This is a genomic window from Methylocystis sp. (assembly GCF_050251305.1).
Taxonomy (GTDB): Bacteria; Pseudomonadota; Alphaproteobacteria; order Rhizobiales; family Beijerinckiaceae; genus Methylocystis.
On record NZ_JBFWNB010000035.1, the window covers coordinates 20,563 to 34,504 of the forward strand.

Genomic DNA, 13,942 nt, shown 5'->3' on the forward strand with positions numbered 1-13,942 from the left:
TATAGCGAGCCTCCGCCAGAATTAGAACACTGAACTTGTTCAATGGCGCGCTTTCGCAATCCGCGTAGCGCATGCATCCGGCCAATGGTGAGCGGCAAGTGAAGAGCGCGACAGCATTATTGCGCGTCGCTGAGTTTCGTCGCCAGCAGGGCGATGGTCTTCGCGTAAACGCGCGCCTTATTCCACTCGAGGAAAACCGCAAAGTTCGGCTCGCCTTCGTTCCAGCCCGCGCCTGTCCGCCAGCCTTTGCCTTTCAGGAAATTCGCCGTCGATGCGAGCGCGTCGGCGGTCGATCTTATGAGATCGCGCCGGCCGTCGCCGTCGAAATCCACTGCATATGCGAGATAGGACGACGGCATGAATTGAGTCTGGCCAATCTCGCCGGCCCAATCGCCGCGCATCTGCGCGGGAGACATGTCGCCGCGCTCGACGATCTTCAGCGCATCCAACAACTCTTCCTGGAACTGTGCGGAGCGCCTGCAGTCATAGGCGAGCGTCGCAAGCGCGCCAATCGTCTTGAAGCGGCCATTGTCGGCGCCGAACCCCGTCTCCAATCCCCAGATCGCGACGAGCACCGATCCCGGCACGCCATAGCGCGCCTCGATCCGCTGCAGCAGCGCCGCATGCCGCTGCAACAGCGCCCGACCTTTGCTCAGACGCCGCGGCGTCACCAATCGACTTGAGAACTTGTCGAAGCTGAGACGAAAGACGCCCTGCGCCCGGTCGCGGCCGATCACCTTATTGTCGTAGGCGACGCCGGCCAATGCGGCGTCGAGCGTCCGCTGCGAGACGCCTTGCGCCAACGCCGCGTGTTTGAACTCGTCGAGCCAGGCGCCGAATCCGGCCGCCGACGATCCGCAGGACGCGGCCTGCACAGCAGCCGCGCAGAGGCATAGCGACGCTGCGCCGACGACGAGCGATGCGCCGGATGTCGCGACGCGTCTTGAGAGCCTGTTCATCGACCGGCACTTTAGTCAGGCCGGGACAGCGCCGCAATCAAGTAGGCGCGGAGATGGCGCGCGGAGACGACGCGCGCGGCGCCGATGCGCGACCGAGATCGCGATCGCGCGAACGCGCCGGGTCAGCGGCCTCTGGCTTTGAACTGCTTTTTACATGCGGACGAAAGCGACTTCATATGCGCGCGCAGGCAGCGTTCGACGGCGATGGCGTCGGGTTCTTCCGCCGCGCAGAACTTATGCGCATCGCGCTCGCAGGCCGCCCGCTGCATGTCCCTGCCGCTTCGCGCGTCCGCCGGCGCGAGCGCGGCGAAGCCTATGAAGGCCGCGAAGATCAAAATCAGCTTGCTCATGGATCGGCTCTTTGGCTGTCGGCGCCAGACCGCAGCGGTTGAAGCGCGGCGCGCCAGAGCGACAAGTGTGGCGGTCCCGATCGATATCAAGCGCGACGGTCGGACAGGCGGGTCGCGCCTCGACAATCGGTCGACATAATTTGGGCGCCAAAATGCACGACCACACTCCCGGAGCCAAAAAGCGGTGATGGTGCGCCAGTTTGGCAAGCACCTTGGGAGATTCTGATCGAAGCGACTCAAAGCGACGTGACAGCGCGACCGAGACAAATTGCCTAACGCGGGACCAACCGATGCAAGCTGCGGAGCGTATCACTACGGGCGGCGACGAAGCCCAGCCGGTGTCCCCGGCAGGCGGCGCTGCGCCGATTCGGACGCAAAATGACGAGACACATATGAGCGATGATTTGGAGGCGATGGCGCAACAGTTACGCGTTGTAGGAGATGCGGCGCATAAGCCCGCACCCTATGGCTTCAGCGTCCCCAGCGTGGTGGTTTTCACCACGCGGCTGCTCCGCTTCTAATCGCACAGCATACCTGGAGGAACCTTTAATGATTATCGGTGAACGCTTCGTTTGGCTTCATTTCCCTAAGTGTGCAGGGACAGAAGTTGAAGGAGTACTCAGATCGCATTTCGCCGACAATTCAAAATTGCTATTTGATTCTATAGATAACAAGAGTTCGCATTGGCACGATAGCATTACTGATCGACAAAAGCGCGATCCATCCTTTCAGCTTGAAGGCCGGGAGGTGCTTTGCTGTTTCAGAAGACTTCCCTACTGGCTCCTCAGCCGAATTTATTTTGAGAAGGCTCGCTCCCCAGATTTGGTAGTTACCCGAGAAATGTTCCTAAAGGGGGAATTTTTTGAAAGCTCCAAGCATAAAGGAAAGGCCGACCAATACGCAAAGAAATACACAAATACACCCGTAGCTAGGTGGATAAGAACAGAAAATCTTGTCGACGATTTTAAATCTGTCTTTTCACAATTTATTGATATTGGAAACATAGCTGACACAGAGTTTGTGAATCGAAACAGTAGGCGAATTGCGTATATACCTGATATCAGCTTCTACTTTACGACCACAGATCTCCGTGGGTTATACGACTCAAATCCTGTGTGGGCCGAAATCGAAAAAAATATCTACGGAGATATATTATCTATATAAGCTTGATACAGGACTAATATAGATGGCCTTCTAGAAATATCCCCGATGCATCGGATAGATCATGAGACCCCCCCGAATGGACCGAATAACTAACATAGTTGCTCTTATATTTTACGCAGCGATTGCGGCCCCTATTCTTTTATTTGCTTCGGCCACGCGTGCCTATGATTCGCCTGGTCCGTATGCCCATGTATCGGTAACGGACTTTGTTGGCGTCGACCCAAGTGGAACCGAAGATAGCTCTATCGGCATCAGTAGAGCGATATCGAATGGGCGGCGCGTGGTGAAATTCGGGTGTGGGACCTATCTCGTGGCGAACGCGATTAACCTACCGTCCCACACAAGAATTTTAGGCTCTGGCCGCTGCACGGTGATAAAGGAATCCCCGTTGATGAAGGTAAATCCAAATCAACTGCCTCAGACCAACCCAGTAAGGAATATATTTTCGAATAGCGAATTCGTATCCGGTAATTCAGATATCGAGATTCGAAATATCACCTTGGATGCCGCGGAGGCTCCTGTTGGTGCTAATTTTATGATGCTATTTTATAAGTGCACTAATATAACTGTAGACAATGTACTATTTATCACAAATTCTAAAATCAATACTGACGGTACCGCGTTCGTTGAATCGTCGATGTATCAAGTTACCAATAACTACTGTATGGGCGCGCAGAATGCCTGTTTTGACCAATGGAGTAACGCGCATGATTTTGTCATTAAGGACAATATCTGCGACGGAATAGGCATGCGTAGTGACAGATGTATTCTGGTGAATGGACTCTCTAGCATTCATCCTCCAGGGATAACTTATAACGGCCTAATCACTGGAAATCTTATTAAAAATATAAGCGGCGTGGGGATTGGCGTTTATGGACTATACGGTGATAAGTTGGGATACACCGGTAGAGTTCACCACATGGAAATCTCGAACAACATAATTGAAGGAGTCGGTTTTAATGGAATTATAGTAGCAGAAGGAGATGATTTAATAGTGAAAGGAAACACTATTAAGAACGTAGCGAAAAATGCAATAAAGGTTGCACAGGCATCATTAACTCAGCCGACCACTAACATCATTATAGCGGATAATTATATAGAAGAAGCGAATTTCGAAAAAGGCAATGAAAGTCCAATTGATATTGGGAATGGCTCTGCTAGAGTGAACAATGTCACTTTATTTAACAATTTTATTAAAGGTAATTCACATACGAATGACATAAATGTTCGGGCTGGCGTGTCGAATGTTTGCATTTCTTTAGCTGAATCGCAACAGCCGCCGCGCGTTGGTAGCCCTAACCCTGAGGTTGTTCGGTTTCGTCTAAACTGCGCGAACTCCTCTCAGTCCATTCCTTGATCGCGAAGGGATCACACCCACTAACCAACTGCTTGCAACCTCTTGCCGCCGACGAGTCCCGAATGAAAGAATTGAGCAAATCCATCCCGCGGCGGATGCGCGATCCAAACTTCGTGCGGCGCTATTTCGTCGGCGACGGCGTCGATATCGGCGGCAAACCCGATCCGCTGTCGCTCTATCGCGAACTCTTCCCGCTCATGGGCGAGGTGAGGATCTGGGATCTCGAGGACGGCGACGCGCAGCTCATGTCCGGCGTCGCCGACGAAACATTCGATTTCGTGCACTCCTCGCATTGCGTCGAACACCTGCGGGACCCCGAAGAAGGGCTGCGCAACTGGCTGCGAATCGTCAAGCCCGACGGCTATCTGATCGTCACGGGCCCCGACGAAGATCTCTACGAACAGGGCGTTTTTCCGAGCAGCTTCAACGCCGACCACAAATGGACGCTCACGCTTCACAAGGAGCGCTCCTGGTCCGACCGCTCGATCAACCTGCTCAGCCTGCTGACCCGTCTCGGACCGCAGGCGCGCGTGGAGAAGATCGAACTCCTGACCGACAGCTATCGTTTCGACATGCCGCGCTACGATCAGACTCTCACGCCGATCGCCGAATGCGGCATTGAATTCGTCATTCGCAAGGCGTCGCGCGCCGAGGCCGACAAGGGCGCGCGGCTGCGCGACGGCGAACAGCCGCCGCCGGCGATGCGCATCCACTACAATCAGTACCGCGACGATTATCAGCAGATGAAACGCTCCAACGCGTCGCGCGCGCCTTTTTCAAACGACGACCCGCTGTAACGCGACGCGCCGGCCCGGCGCGCCGCAGTCAATCGCCAAACTGCCCGAGCGTCGCGGCCCAAAGCCCGGCGCGCTGACCCAAAGCGACCAGGAAGACCGCAATGACGAAATACTTTCCCCCAGTGTCCAAACTCTGCCAGGCGATGGGAACGACGCCGTCGGAACTGCAGGAGGACGGCAACATCATCGGCGTGCCATCGAATCTGCTGCGCCATCTCATCAAATGCGCGCTCTCCGGCGTGGAGATCGACGCCGACATCTATCGCGCGCAGAACGAGGATTTGAGAACGCAGAGGCAGCCGAAAGCGCTTGAGACGCATTACAAGGAAACCGGCTATTTCGAAGGCCGCGCGCTGCCGACGCCGTTCGACCAGGACTACTACTGCCGGCGGTACAAGGACGTGTTCGCCGCGCTCCGAACCAAAAAGCTCGGCAGCGCCATCCAGCATTATTACGATCAGGGCATCGATGAATTCCGCGCGCCGCGACGCGATTTGGAGCAGCCGATCGCGGAGTGGTCGAAGGTGCTCGAAACGGCCGAAAAAACCCTGACCCCGTAACCGCTCCTCGCGACGCCTTGAACGGCGCGCCGCCAAATAATCAAATGCCTGCATAGGGGTTAGCATGCAACGATTTACACTTTGCCGGCATTTCGTCGCACTTGTGACCCAATCTGGCCGTGTAATCGTGGGATAGCCCTTTGGACACGCCAACCGCGCGATTGTCGCCGAGCGAGACTCCCGTTCCCGCTTTGCAAAAGTGCTGACAGTTTCTGGCTTTTCACAGTCGCCGACAGCGTCCGGCGACGACGAAGAACTATGGTCTCAATTCAATGATTCGATTGTTCTCGCGGATGTTGGGCAACCGGCTCGGAATGAGTTCCGAGGAGCTTCGTCGGTTTCGATTGCTGTTCGATGCAGAACACTATCTGCAGACTCAACCGGACGTTCGCGAATCCAGTTTCTCGCCTGAAGAACACTATTGTAACTTCGGGTGGCTGGAGGGGCGCAACCCCAGCGAGTATTTCAACACGATCTGGTATTTGCACAGTCATGAAGACGCCGCGCGCAGCGGACTCAATCCCTTGATGCATTATGCGCGCGAAGGCTACCTCGACGATCGGCGGACCGCGCCGGACGCGTCGCTGGGAACCGACTGGATGAACGAGGCGGCGGAGAACCCGGGCCTCTCCGATGAAATACGCGCGTTCCTTCGCAGCTATGACGAGATCCAGAAGTCAGGTCTGTTCGATCCCGAGTTCTACCAGGAACGGTACGGCGTCAGGCGCGGCGATCTCATCGAACATTATCTGCGCCACGGACGTCGCGAAGGCTACAACCCCAGCCGCTACTTCGATGCGGCGTGGTATCTCGAACGCTATGAAGACGTGCGCAACAGCGGCGCCGATCCCTTTTTGCATTTCGTGCAAAACGGCGTTTACGAAGGGCGCAGCGGCGGGCCGGACGACCAAAGCGCGGCCGAACCCGAAGCCTCTCCAGAGCCTGAGCTGGAACCAGCGCCGCCGCCCCCGCCCCCTCCGCCTGAACGCTCGGCGATTACGGGACTTTCGCCGGTTGAGATGGTGCGGCTTGGCGAAGGTTTCGACGAGACCTTTTACCGGCGCCAAAATCCGGAGTTAGATTTTTCCGCGATCTCGCCGATTGAGCATTATGCCGCCTTCGGGTGGCAGGAGGGGCGGGACCCGTCCCCAGACTTCTCAACAAAGGGATATCTTCACTACAATCCCGACGTGCAAAGCTCCGGAATGAATCCGTTGCTGCACTATATTCTGAGAGGCCGTGAAGAAAATCGCGTCTTTCGTCGCTCCCAGCGCAAACCGCGGGCCGGCGACGGCGCCTGGGAGTGGCGCGGCTATGAAGAGGTTTGGGCGCGCGGCGGCGAAACGCTCGAAAGTCGTGAGCCCGACGTCGACGCGCTCGGCTTCCTCTGCGCATTGAAAGGGCTTCCTCTCGAAGAGGTCGTCGCCGGGCTCGACTTCGGAACGCCGAAGCCGGAAGACATTCGCGTTTCGATCATCATTCCCTGCCTGAACGAAGAACTGGTCACAGTGGAATGTCTGCAGTCGATCGCGCAGGCGATGCCGCAGTCATTCGGCGTCGAAATCATCGTCGCGGACAACGCTTCCGAAGATGCGGCCTTTGCCGCGATCGGCAAGAATCCAACGATCACGCATCTCCGCTTCGAAAAGAACATGGGCTTCGGCCCGGCCTGCAACGCGGCCGCCGCCAAGGCGCGCGGCGCATATCTCTTCTTCCTGAACAATGACGCGCAAATCTCGCCGGGGTGCCTCGAAACGCTGGTCGAAGCCGCAGCGGCGCCCAATATCGGCATGGTGGGGCCGAAGCTTCTATGCTTCGACGGCTCGCTGCAGGAAGCTGGGTCCCTGCTCAATCGCGACGGCACAGGCAGTCTCATCGGCTTTGGGTTCGATCCTCGCGTGCCGCGCTACAATTATTCGCGCCGCGTCGAGCATATTTCCGGAGCGGCGATTCTGATCCCGCGGGCATTGTTCGAGGCGGTCGGCGGTTTCGACGACATATACGCCCCAGCATATTGCGAGGACGCCGATCTGAGCTTCAAGGTTCTTTCCAAAGGACTCTCGATCGTCTACGAGCCGACCGCCGTCGTCGCGCATCACCTCAGCAAAACATCGAACGCAAACTCCGCCGCGGCCGTATCGAAGAAACAGCGTATCTCGCGCAATCGACAGATCCTGCTGGAAAGATGGGCGAACCGCCTGGCGACGCATGATCTGCGCACCATCGCGTTCTACCTTCCCCAGTACCACCCCATCCCGGAAAACGATCTCTGGTGGGGGAAGGGCTTTACTGAATGGACCAACATCTCCAAGACCGAGCCGAATTACGTCGGCCATAACCAACCCCGCTATCCGGCCGACCTCGGTTATTACGATCTGCGCGTCCCGGAGGTGCTTGAGCAACAGGCCGAACTCGCGCGGCGACACGGCGTTTCCGGATTCTGCTATTACTATTATTGGTTCGACGGCAAACGGCTGCTCGAACACCCGCTCGAACGCATGCTTGCGACCGGCAAGCCCGATTTGCCCTTTTGCCTTTGCTGGGCGAACGAAAATTGGACGCGTCGCTGGGACGGCCAAGAGAACGACATCCTGCTCGGGCAATCCTATTCGGAAGACGCCGCGCTCGACATCATCAAGGATTTCGAGCGCTATTTCCGCGACGGCCGCTATATCCGCGTGAACGGCAAGCCGCTGGTTCTGATCTATCGCATCAAGGAACTGCCTAATCCTGCGAGAGCCATGACCATATGGCGCAATCACTGCCGCGCAGTGGGAATCGGCGAAATCTGCATCGCCATGGTCGAATCGTTTGAACTCTCCGCAGCGCCTGAAGATCCGACGCTTTACGGATGCGACCTCACAGTGGAATTTCCCGCACACGGCATGGTCCATGACGAAAAGCGGGACGTGGAGAAACTCAATTTCGATTGGACGGGCGCAGTTCATGACTATCGTGAACTTGCAGCGGCCTTTATGCGCCGCGTCGAGGCCGGATTTCCACGGATGCGCTCTGTGCTCGTGGGGTGGGACAACACGCCTCGCCACCCGACGCGGAGCTTGATTCTCGAACATTCGACGCCCGGCGCGTTCCAGGCATGGCTGGAATGGACCTACCGTCGGACGCTCGAACAGAACTACGGCGATGAACGAATCGTCTTCATCAACGCGTGGAATGAGTGGTGCGAAGGCAGCTATCTCGAGCCGGATCGTCACTTCGGGCACGCCTATCTGCAAGCCGTGCGCAATGCGTTGGATTCCGTTGAATCAGGGGGGCACGCGTTTGTCGTATAGAATCGATTACGCTCGGCGTCGCGACCTCCGTGTACGCGCCGTAGGACACCCGTTTGCGCCCATTGGCATGGGAGAGCATGTGCGCTCCGTCTGGCGCGCGATGGACGAAGTCGGCCTTGAGGCGCGCATCGTCGATATCTATGGGCCGCAGGGCGAACCGGACAACGAGCTTATCGCGCAATATTCAACAGCCATAACGCCTGTGCTTGGAGACGGGGTTAACGTCTATTGCATCAATGGCGACGAGATCGAACAGGCGCTCAGCGTGTTGCCGAATCCGATGACGCTGGGCAGCAAGAACGTCATCTATCCCGCATGGGAACTCGAGCGCTATCCCGAAGAATGGGCCGAGCACCTGATGCGTTTCGATGAAGTCTGGGCTCCCTCCGCTTTTATCAAAGAGGCGATCGCCAAGGCGGTGAGCATCCCTGTGGTGCACATGCCGCTTGCGTGCGAAGTCAAGCGTCGGGCGCTGAGGTCGCGGCGGTTCTTCGGAATTCGGGAAAGCGCCTACGCATTCTTTTTCTCCTTCGATTTCCTTTCTTATGTCGAACGCAAAAACCCCTTCGCCGTGATCGAGGCCTTTACGGCGCTGAGCAAGGAGCGTCCCTTCGACGACATTGCGCTCGTCATCAAGACGAATAACGCCGATCGCCGACCGGAAATGAAGGCGCGGTTCGATGAGGCGATTGCGCCGCTGCGCGATCGCGTGACCGTCATCAATGGCACGCTGTCCGATCTCGAGATGAAAAGTCTGATCTGGATCACGGACTGTTTCGTCTCCTTGCATCGCTCCGAAGGCTTCGGGCGGGGCCTCTCGGAAGCGATGGCGCTTGGCAAGCCGGTCATTGCGACCGCTTACTCCGGCAATATGGACTTTTGCTCGGAAGAGACCGCTTTTCTGGTGCCCTACCGAATGATCAACGTTCGCCCCGGCGAATATCCGCATTGGCGCATGCAGCATTGGGCCGATGCGGATGTGGAAATCGCCACCAAAATCATGCGCGAACTGATCGACGATCCGAAGAAGGGTCGCGACAAGGGCGCGCGCGCGCGTCTGCGCCTCCTGACCGATTTCAGTTATCTCGCCATTGGCCTGCGTTATCAGCGGCGCATCGACGAACTGATGCAAATGGAGACGAGAAAGCTGGAGTCGCTCCCACAGAACATCGCAAAGCCGAGACGCAAGAAAAGCTCGGCGCGGCGAAACGCCGTCGAGCACTGAATTTCAGCCGCCTGCAAACGCAGGCGTCCCGCGCCTTCGCTCGGGCCTATTATTCGCCGATCCGCATCCGAGGCGTATTCTCCGGCACGAACAGCCGCACGCTCTTCGGTTCACTCTTTCGTGGCGTGCTGCGCCACCACGATGACGCGTTTTGAGCCGGCGACGCGATCCCTGGTTTCGTCGGCGCCAGCCGTGATCTTTCCAGGGCGTCTTTTCTCATTCGCTGCGCCCCGCCTTATCCTGTGGGCGTGTCGAGATAGTGCGTTTCGGGAACGTCACGAAGGCGCACAGCCGCTGTTTCCGGCGTGATATCGCGCTGCGGCGCGCCGAGCATCTCGAAGCCCACCATGAATTTCCGCACCGTCGCCGAACGCAGCAGCGGCGGATAGAAATGCGCATGAAAATGCCAGTTGGCGTGGGGCGCGCCGTCCGTCGGGCGCTGGTGGAATCCCATTGAATAGGGAAAGTCGGTTTCGAAGAGATTATCGTAGCGAATGGTCAGCCGCCGAAGAATGTCGGCGAGTCCTTTCGCCTCCTCTTCCGTGAGATCGGCGAAAGAACCGATGTGCCTGGTCGACAGCACCATCGTCTCGAACGGCCAGATCGCCCAGAACGGCGCGAGCGCGACGAAATGATCGTTCCTGCAAACGATCCGCTCCCCGATTCTTTCTTCGAGCGCCAGATAGTCGCACAGGAGACAAGATCCGTGCTGCGCCATATGGGCGGCCTGCCGTTGCGATTCCTTGACGGCTTCGTTTGGAATGCTGTGCGTCGCCCAGATCTGACAATGCGGATGCGGATTGCTCGCGCCCATCGCCGCGCCGCGATTTTCAAAAATCTGAACATAGTTGAGCGCGTCGAGAGCGCCGAGGCGGATCGTTTCGTTGCGCCAGGCTTCGACGACGGGAACGATCTCGGGAACGGTCATGCGCGACAAGGTCAGATCGTGGCGCGGCGAGAAGCACAGCACGCGGCACTGGCCGGGCTCGCCTTCGGCAACAAGCAGTCCCTCTTGCGCGAATTTCTCGACTGACGGCTGCGGCGTGAGCGCGGCGAAGTCATTGTCGAAGGCGAAGACGCCTTTGTAAGCCGGATTCCGTTCGCCATTCGCCCGCTCGTTTCCGGGACACAGATAGCAGCTCGGATCATATCGCGGCCGGCCTGCATCGCGGACCTTCTCGACCTGTCCCTGCCAGGGCCGGCTGTTGCGATGCGGGGAGACGAGAATCCACTCGCCCGTAAGCTGATTCAACCGCCGATGCGAGACATTGCTCAGCAAGGACACGCGTCGCTCCTATCGGTCGGCCGGGCCTACGCCCGGACCGGGAACGCAGGTGAGGATGGCCGGCGTCACGCCGGTCGCCGCTCGATATCTTTCGGCCATGGACTGCGCGAAAGCTTCAGCGCGCGTTGCTTCGACAAGATTGATCGTGCAGCCGCCGAATCCGCCGCCCATCATGCGCGCGCCATAAAGGCCCGGAACGCCGCGCGCAAACTCGACCATAAGGTCGAGTTCGGCGCAGCTCACCTGATAGTCGTCGCGCAGGCTGTCATGCGAGAGATTCATCAGGCCGCCGCATTCCTCGAGGTCTCCCGCATCGAGCGCGGCGGCGGCGCGCAGCGTCCGATCGATCTCGCCAACGACGTGGCGGGCGCGGCGAAAGACGCGTTCGGGCATCGAATCGGCGTATCGCATCAACTGCGCGTATGTCACGTCGCGCAGCGCCGACACGCCGGCGATCCGCGTCGACAACGCCGCGACGGCGCGCTCGCAGTCCTCGCGACGCGCGTTATATGCATCGTTTGTAAGCTGGTGGCGCGCCATCGTGTCGCAAAGCACGAGGCGCGCGTCCGGATCGATCGCAATTTTGCGCGACGTGAGACTGCGGCAGTCAAGCAGCAGCGCGCTCCCTGCGACGGCGCAGCACGATATGTATTGATCCATGACGCCGCAGCGCATGCCGACGAATTGGTTTTCGGCGCGCTGGCAAATTTTGGCGAGCTCGACCCGGTCGACCTCGGCGCCGGAGATCGTCAACAGCGCAAAGCCCGCGGAGACTTCGAAAGCCGCCGAAGCCGAGAGTCCCGCGCCGATCGGAAGATTCCCATCGAGAACGAGGTCGGCGCCGCTCAGTTCATAGCCGGCGCGCTGAAGAAAGATCGCGACGCCGCGGACATAATCGCTCCAATCGCCGCGCGGCTGCGGATCCGCGTCATCAAGATCGAACGCAACGACTTCATCCATGGCGAGCGAGCGAATGCGCAGACGACGATCTTGCCGCGGTGCGATTGCGGCCCAGATCGAGAGGTCGAGCGCCGCCGGCATGACGAAGCCGTCATTGTAATCGACGTGCTCGCCGATCAGATTGATGCGGCCCGGAGCCCGGAAGAGGCGCGGCGCGCGCTCGAAACTCTGGCGGAAAGCGGCAATCAGATCTCGCTCGATCTTCGACACCATCCCGGCCACAGTCCCATTGTCATCAAACTGTCAAAGCGACGCCGCATCGCGAGAGACGCAACTCAAATGATCGTCCGCGCATGACACGTCAACGCCTTGGCGTTTGCTACTATCCGGAACATTGGCCTGAGTCACGCTGGCGCGAAGACGCTGAGCTGATGAAGGGGCTTGGCCTTTCCTTCGTCCGCATCGGCGAATTCGCCTGGTTGCGGCTGGAGCCGAACGCCGGAGCCTATCGTTTCGAATGGCTGGAGCGCGCCGTGGCGACGCTCGACCGCGCGGGCCTCAAGGTCGTGCTCGGAACGCCGACCGCGACCCCGCCCAAATGGCTTGTCGACAGGATGCCGGACATGGCGGCGCTCGACGTAGAGGGAAAGCCGCGCAAGTTCGGATCGCGCCGACACTATTGCTTCAGCCATGATGGATACGCGCAGGAATGTGACCGCATCGTCGCGCGACTGGCGCGCGCCTTTGGCGGACATCCCGCCGTCGTGGCGTGGCAGACCGACAATGAATATGGCTGCCATGACACCGTGCTGAGCTATTCGCAGGCGGCGCTGCGGGCCTTCCGCAAATGGTGCGAGAAGAAATATCGCGCCATCGCGGCGCTCAACGAAGCCTGGGGCAATGTCTTCTGGTCGATGGACTATCGAAGCTTCGACGAGATCGAACTGCCGAACTTGACCGTCACCGAGGCCAATCCGTCGCATCTGCTGGATTTCCAGCGTTTCTCTTCGGATCAGGTGGCGGCGTTCAATCGGCGCCAGACAGAGATCATTCGACGGTTTGCGCCGGCGGCGACGATCCTCCACAATTTCATGGGCGCATTCGTCGACTTCGATCACTACGCTCTGTCAGACGACCTCGACGTCGCGGCGTGGGACAGCTACCCCCTCGGCTTTCTCGAACGCTCATCTCACGACGACGATTTCAAGCTGCGCTACATGCGCGTCGGCGATCCCGACTTTCAAGCCTTTCATCATGATCTCTATCGCGCCTGCGGGCGCGGCGGATGGCAGGTGATGGAGCAGCAGCCGGGGCCGGTGAACTGGGCGCCGTGGAATCCGGCGCCCGCCGAGGGCGCGGTGCGACTCTGGAGCTTCGAGGCCTTCGCCGCCGGCGCCGAGGCGGTAAGCTATTTCCGCTGGCGGCAGGCGCCCTTCGCGCAGGAGCAGATGCATGAAGCGCTGCTGCTGCCGAACGCCGAGCCGAATGACGCCTATCATGAGGTCGCGCGCATTTCGAAAGAGCTCGCGGCGCTTGACGCGCGCGTCGAAACGGCCCGCGCGCAAGTCGCGCTGATCTTCGATTATGAGAGCGCCTGGGCATGGCGCATCCAGCCGCAGGGCCAGGACTTCGCCTATTTCGACCTCGTGCTGGCCGTTTACAGAGGCCTGCGGCGGGCAGGCGTTTCCCTCGACGTCATTCCGCCCGCAGCGGCGGCGGTCGCCGGGCGCGCCCTGATCGTCGCGCCCGCGCTTTTTGCCCCCTCTCGGGATTTTGCGGAGGCGCTGGCGACGAGCGGCGCGACGCTATTGCTGGGTCCGCGGACGGGATCGAAGACCGCCGACTTTCAGATTCCGGACGACCTGCCTCCCGGCGTTCTGCGACGCCTGATCGACATTCGCGTCAGACGCGTTGAAAGTCTTCGGCCTAACGCTCGGGTTCCGGTCTCTGGACAGGGAGCGTTTGTGCGATGGCGCGAAGTTCTGGCGGTTGGCGACACTGTCGCGCGCGAGATCGAATCCGATGACGGCGAGACTGCGCTCGCGCGATGCG

The 13,942-nt window shown here is 59.0% G+C and carries 12 protein-coding genes; 8 read left to right on the forward strand and 4 right to left on the reverse strand.

Annotation, left to right across the window (positions count from 1 at the left end; genetic code table 11):
• Positions 1-116: 116 nt before the first annotated feature.
• Positions 117-959, reverse strand: coding sequence for a lytic murein transglycosylase (locus AB7F41_RS12040; RefSeq protein WP_428383346.1), 843 nt, complete (start codon positions 957-959; stop codon positions 117-119).
• Between the two features lie 122 nt (positions 960-1,081).
• Positions 1,082-1,309: a hypothetical protein gene (locus AB7F41_RS12045; protein ID WP_428383345.1), complete on the reverse strand. Its 228-nt coding sequence runs from the start codon at positions 1,307-1,309 to the stop codon at positions 1,082-1,084.
• Positions 1,310-1,701: 392 nt separating this feature from the next.
• Here AB7F41_RS12045 and AB7F41_RS12050 point away from each other — a divergent pair, with 392 nt between their 5' ends.
• From AB7F41_RS12050 to AB7F41_RS12080, 7 genes are all read left to right on the forward strand, one after another.
• Entirely contained in the window at positions 1,702-1,830 is a 129-nt protein-coding gene (locus AB7F41_RS12050; RefSeq protein ID WP_428383344.1) for a hypothetical protein, read from the forward strand.
• Between the two features lie 28 nt (positions 1,831-1,858).
• A complete protein-coding gene (locus AB7F41_RS12055; protein WP_428383342.1) occupies positions 1,859-2,473 on the forward strand; it encodes a hypothetical protein in 615 nt (204 codons plus the stop codon).
• Positions 2,474-2,549: 76 nt separating this feature from the next.
• Positions 2,550-3,830, forward strand: coding sequence for a right-handed parallel beta-helix repeat-containing protein (locus AB7F41_RS12060; protein ID WP_428383340.1), 1,281 nt, complete (start codon positions 2,550-2,552; stop codon positions 3,828-3,830).
• Positions 3,831-3,892: 62 nt separating this feature from the next.
• On the forward strand, positions 3,893-4,627 hold the full coding sequence (locus AB7F41_RS12065; protein ID WP_428383338.1) for a class I SAM-dependent methyltransferase: 735 nt from the start codon (positions 3,893-3,895) through the stop codon (positions 4,625-4,627).
• A gap of 101 nt (positions 4,628-4,728) precedes the next feature.
• A complete protein-coding gene (locus AB7F41_RS12070) occupies positions 4,729-5,187 on the forward strand; it encodes a hypothetical protein (RefSeq protein WP_428383336.1) in 459 nt (152 codons plus the stop codon).
• Positions 5,188-5,501: 314 nt separating this feature from the next.
• Positions 5,502-8,480, forward strand: coding sequence for a glycoside hydrolase family 99-like domain-containing protein (locus AB7F41_RS12075; RefSeq protein WP_428383334.1), 2,979 nt, complete (start codon positions 5,502-5,504; stop codon positions 8,478-8,480).
• 79 nt (positions 8,481-8,559) lie between these two features.
• On the forward strand, positions 8,560-9,705 hold the full coding sequence (locus tag AB7F41_RS12080; RefSeq protein WP_428383332.1) for a glycosyltransferase family 4 protein: 1,146 nt from the start codon (positions 8,560-8,562) through the stop codon (positions 9,703-9,705).
• A gap of 235 nt (positions 9,706-9,940) precedes the next feature.
• Here AB7F41_RS12080 and AB7F41_RS12085 read toward each other — a convergent pair whose 3' ends face one another.
• Entirely contained in the window at positions 9,941-10,990 is a 1,050-nt protein-coding gene (locus AB7F41_RS12085; protein ID WP_428383330.1) for a UDP-glucose--hexose-1-phosphate uridylyltransferase, read from the reverse strand.
• Positions 10,991-10,999: 9 nt separating this feature from the next.
• Entirely contained in the window at positions 11,000-12,163 is a 1,164-nt protein-coding gene (gene galK / locus AB7F41_RS12090; RefSeq protein ID WP_428383328.1) for a galactokinase, read from the reverse strand.
• Between the two features lie 80 nt (positions 12,164-12,243).
• Between galK and AB7F41_RS12095 the strand changes: the two genes are divergently transcribed.
• Positions 12,244-13,942 (forward strand): beta-galactosidase (locus AB7F41_RS12095; protein ID WP_428406591.1); only part of this gene is annotated, 1,699 nt, incomplete at its 3' end.